Origin of the sequence: Hydrocoleum sp. CS-953, from assembly GCF_002260545.1 — a bacterium.
In the GTDB taxonomy this organism is placed as follows: Bacteria; Cyanobacteriota; Cyanobacteriia; order Cyanobacteriales; family Microcoleaceae; genus Trichodesmium.
Window position 1 is genome coordinate 1 of sequence record NZ_LGSU01000719.1, and the last position, 4,363, is coordinate 4,363.

7 protein-coding genes are annotated in these 4,363 nt (G+C 36.8%); 5 read left to right on the forward strand and 2 right to left on the reverse strand.

The features are described from left to right. The 5 genes from AFK68_RS08440 to AFK68_RS08465 form a co-directional block, all read left to right on the forward strand. The coding region (locus AFK68_RS08440; RefSeq protein WP_143437687.1) for a peptidoglycan-binding protein at positions 1–282 on the forward strand (282 nt) is incomplete at its 5' end. Positions 283–467: 185 nt separating this feature from the next. Continuing rightward, the gene (locus AFK68_RS08445; RefSeq protein WP_094672348.1) at positions 468–785 is read left to right on the forward strand and encodes a peptidoglycan-binding protein; all 318 of its coding nucleotides are present in this window, start codon (positions 468–470) and stop codon (positions 783–785) included. Between the two features lie 523 nt (positions 786–1,308). Next, positions 1,309–1,515, forward strand: coding sequence for a peptidoglycan-binding protein (locus AFK68_RS44555; RefSeq protein ID WP_371357281.1), 207 nt, complete (start codon positions 1,309–1,311; stop codon positions 1,513–1,515). A gap of 491 nt (positions 1,516–2,006) precedes the next feature. Then, positions 2,007–2,213 (forward strand): peptidoglycan-binding protein, encoded by a 207-nt coding sequence (locus tag AFK68_RS44560; protein ID WP_371357282.1) that lies wholly within the window; start codon positions 2,007–2,009, stop codon positions 2,211–2,213. Between the two features lie 635 nt (positions 2,214–2,848). After that, the gene (locus tag AFK68_RS08465; RefSeq protein ID WP_094672352.1) at positions 2,849–3,238 is read left to right on the forward strand and encodes a hypothetical protein; all 390 of its coding nucleotides are present in this window, start codon (positions 2,849–2,851) and stop codon (positions 3,236–3,238) included. Between the two features lie 412 nt (positions 3,239–3,650). Here the strand turns inward: AFK68_RS08465 and AFK68_RS08470 are convergent, their stop codons facing one another. Continuing rightward, the gene (locus AFK68_RS08470; protein WP_094672353.1) at positions 3,651–3,848 is read right to left on the reverse strand and encodes a hypothetical protein; all 198 of its coding nucleotides are present in this window, start codon (positions 3,846–3,848) and stop codon (positions 3,651–3,653) included. Further along, positions 3,849–4,031: a hypothetical protein gene (locus tag AFK68_RS08475; RefSeq protein ID WP_210407302.1), complete on the reverse strand. Its 183-nt coding sequence runs from the start codon at positions 4,029–4,031 to the stop codon at positions 3,849–3,851. Positions 4,032–4,363 lie beyond the last annotated feature (332 nt).

Genomic DNA, 4,363 nt, shown 5'->3' on the forward strand with positions numbered 1-4,363 from the left:
TCTGGTTTAACTGCGGATGGAATTGTGGGTCCCCAAACTTGGGGATTAATAGATACAGGGAAAATTGCCCGCCCTACTCTGTATTTTGGTAGCACTGGAGAAGATGTAGAATATCTACAAATATGGTTAAAGGCTGTTGGATTTCGTTCTTTGGTAGTTGATGGAATATTTGGTGTAGCAACAGAAGAAGCTGTGAAGAATTTCCAAAAATCCAATAATTTAACTGTGGATGGAATTGTTGGTCCCCAAACTTGGGCAAAATTAGAATCTATCAATGTTTAGAGTTGAATTCACTAATCAAAACTAACAAAACCATAGCTATGGCTAAAGTAGCTATCAACAAACCATTTTTTTACCAGCATTCAGTCTTCAGCTAAAATTCGGGGGTGAAAATCCCCATTATACGACTTGAAAACTGATTACTGATTGCTACAATCATCTTCAACTAAACTAAGGAATTTTCTCAAATGACTGTATCAACAATGACTGTATCAAGCTTGCCAGTATTAAAAGAAGGAGATAGTGGAGATAGTGTTCGGTTTCTTGAACAATTGTTATCCTCAATCTATTGGTTTGGTATGCAACCAAGTAGACCATCTCTGATTACAACTAACGTGAGATTTGATGCTAACTACGATAGTCAATGCCAACAAATAGTAACTGAGTTTCAGGAAAATTATAACGCTACTTTTCCTTTTCCATCGCCTGAGATTACAGTCGATGGAGTGGTAGGTCCCCAAACCTGGAAAGCTTTGGGTGATGCCATCTTCAAATACACCTATTGAAGTAGCACTCAGCAGTCAGCGTTCAGCTAACAGCTTTCCTGGCGTGTATAATGGGGGATTGAGACCCCATTAACACACACCACTAATTTTCAAAAAATATAGTGGGGGACTCCCTCCCCTCGGATTTTTAGCTGAAAGCTGTTAACGCAGTTCCGACCTAGGAGGCTAGCTGAACGCTGACTGCTAGTTAAAACTTAAACACTCTTGTTGCTACATCTCTAGATATGACTGCAACAAGAATGTACAAACTCTTGGAGTTTAGTCCAGGGGTGAGTGACCAAATCGATCTAATTTCTCATACTCATCTATCCTAATACAGGAGAATTAACAATGACTTTAAGTGTTTCAAGTTCTTTTTCTTTACCAGTTTTACGCAACGGAAGCAACGGTTCTGATGTGACTTTAGTCCAACGTCTTCTCAATGATGCTGGCTATGGTTCTTTAGTGGAAGATGGTATCTTTGGTGTTAGCACTGACNGGTGTTGTTGGTTCTCAAACTTGGGAAGCTTTACTGCCTCCTACTATCGGTCGGGGTAGCAGGGGTGATGATGTTAAACGTCTGCAAATTATCCTAAATGAAATGGGCTATTCTCTAGTTGGAGATGGTATTTTTGGTTCCAACACTGAAGCAGTTGTCAAGGAATTCCAAAAAAATAGCCGCTTAGAAGTTGATGGCATTGTCGGTTCTTTAACTTGGTATGCTCTGATGAGCATTATGATTACACATTAACGATTTTGAGAAAGTACTGGCTTAACCCACGCTCCCGTGTTTAGACTTCCGGTTCGTTCTCCATGGAAGTAGCGATAGTATTCCCAGGAATGTTATTGAGAGCGAGAGCGTGGCAGTCAGAACTTTAACCCTGACCGATAATATAGACAAAGAATATTTTAAGCTGGTCAGGTGTTGGCTTCTTTCCTGGGAGCGAGCGCAACAAGAATGTACAAACTCTTGGATTTTAGTCCAGGGGTTCCTGACCAAATCAATTTAATTTCTCATACTCATCTATCCTAATACAGGAGAATTAACAATGACTTTAAGTGTTTCAAGTTCTTTTTCTTTACCAGTTTTACGCAACGGAAGCAACGGTTCTGATGTGACTTTAGTCCAACGTCTTCTCAATGATGCTGGCTATGGTTCTTTAGTGGAAGATGGTATCTTTGGTGTTAGCACTGACNGGTGTTGTTGGTTCTCAAACTTGGGAAGCTTTACTGCCTCCTACTATCGGTCGGGGTAGCAGGGGTGATGATGTTAAACGTCTGCAAATAATCCTGAATGAAATGGGCTATTCTCTAGTTGGAGATGGTATTTTTGGTTCCAACACTGAAGCAGTTGTTAAGGGATTCCAAAAAAATAGCCGCTTAGAAGTTGATGGCATTGTCGGTTCTTTAACTTGGTATGCTCTGATGAGCAATATGATTAGAGATTAAGGATTTTTAGGTTGTATTATCCAAGTGTGGGAGTTCAATGCTCCCACTGAGGAATTCAGTTATTCTCGCCTATCTTAATACAATAGAAAACATTCTAGCGCATTTTAAACCGCTATTAATACTGTCTTCAACACCAGCTCATTACAATTAAAGAACTTAGAAAACATGACAGACGTAATAACAGTATTACTTAATTTGCAAATACCAACCATGCTAATTGTGGCAGGACTATTGATTATTATTTTAGGATTTGTCACAAAAATAGGTGGTCTAATTGAGGTTTCACGAGAACAAAAAAAATTTACTATTCCTATAGGGTTATTTATTCTAGTGCTTGGTATCGTTCTTAACTTTGCATCATCTCCAACTCCAACTACAACTCCAACTACAACTACAACTCCAACTACAACTACAGGTGAAAAACCACCTCTTGATAATTCTAATATTGAACCTACAGTTATATATAATATGAATGAAATAGATAGCAAGAATAGTTATGCCGACATAAAAATAGNGGTGTTAACGGGTGACTTCAACGGTGATAATCGAACTGATGTTGCTCTTGTGCGACAAGAGCCGGGTTGGAGTACAATGCCTGTAGCTTTTTAAAATACTTCCGAAAAGTTATATATAATATGAATGAAATAGATAGCAAGAATAGTTATGCCGACATAAAAATAGGTAATCAAAATATTAGTGGTACTTTTATTGTCGAAAGATTAACTATTAATTGGGATTACTTAGAATGTCCCCAATTAACTAATGAACCTGAGCTCGGTGGTGCGATTGTGGGAGAGTTTAAATACAGTGCTAGTTTAACTCAAAAATCTGACTCTAAAGTTTTAGATGATCGGGAATTCAAATATCTTCCTAATGATGTAGATAAATTTTTTATTTCTATAAACCATAGTAAAAATGGAGTCTACAAAGTTTGGTTTGATTTTGATTACTACTTGTTTGGAAATGAAGATACCAAAAATAAGAAGACAGAAGAGCGGATGATTTCGTCTTGTAAATACTCGTAGTGCATCAGTAAAGTGTGGGAATGATAATATGAACATTGTCCCTAAATAGTTCGTATATTAACTACATTTGTTAATTAAGTTATCAAACCTAAATTAGACTGAAAACCTAAAATCAATTTCAGTATCAAGAAACGCTCCGTTTTGGCGTAAAACTAGAGTAACTGTAATTAAGTGCCAAGTTCTCTGTGATCAAAAATAATTGAGTCTTACATAATATTACACTTACTTTTTGTCCAATAATAATACAATCCAACGTCCAGAGGATGCAGCATAATTTTTGTGATAACTTATGCACGTTTTTACTATTTATCCAGGATTGCACTGATAATAAAAATATAGCAATCTTGACTCGAAAAAGTTTTAGCCCCTAAGTCTATAGGGGCTATTTTTTTCTGTTTTCTGTTTTTCGATATTAGACTTTCTCTACCTTCATTCCTTCATAATTAATATCATTGAAATTGTCATATTTTTCCTCAAGCTTCTTATTCAAAATGCCGTAAATATCAAGTTTTCTAAGTTTTTCCTCAGCTTCTAATACTTCCACAAAATCCTCAACAAAAATATCATCTCCAGAAGGGAAGTCGGCAGAGAAAGTGATTTTATATTTCATCTAAAACTCCAGTTGTGGTTGTTGCAAGTTGTCGTCATATATCATCAAGGTCTTCAGGTCTGCATGACGACTAAAACTTTGAGCTTTTCTAATATTGCCTCCCTTTCTCTCCAGAACTGCCGTAATGGCAGAATGTGACCCCTGACTGCTAATCAATGTGTCAGAAAATTCACGTCCACCCACAATAAAAAGTTAATTGTGATAACTAATGTGTAAGAAAATGCACGTCCACCCACAATAAAAAGTTAAATGTGATAACTCATGCACATTTTTACTATTCATCCAGGAATGCACTGATAATAAAAATATAGAGCAGGACTTACACAGCGAAACTAAATATAGTGGGTTTATCTGGAATAGTTACCAATAAATCAACTATATATAGCGTCAATACCTAAGTCCTGCTCACTTCAAAAAACAAGGAGAAAATTATGCTTGCTGGAACTCAAACAACTACTACTCGTCCTACTATATCCCTTGGTAGCACTGGTGAAGATGTGAAATATTTACAAACA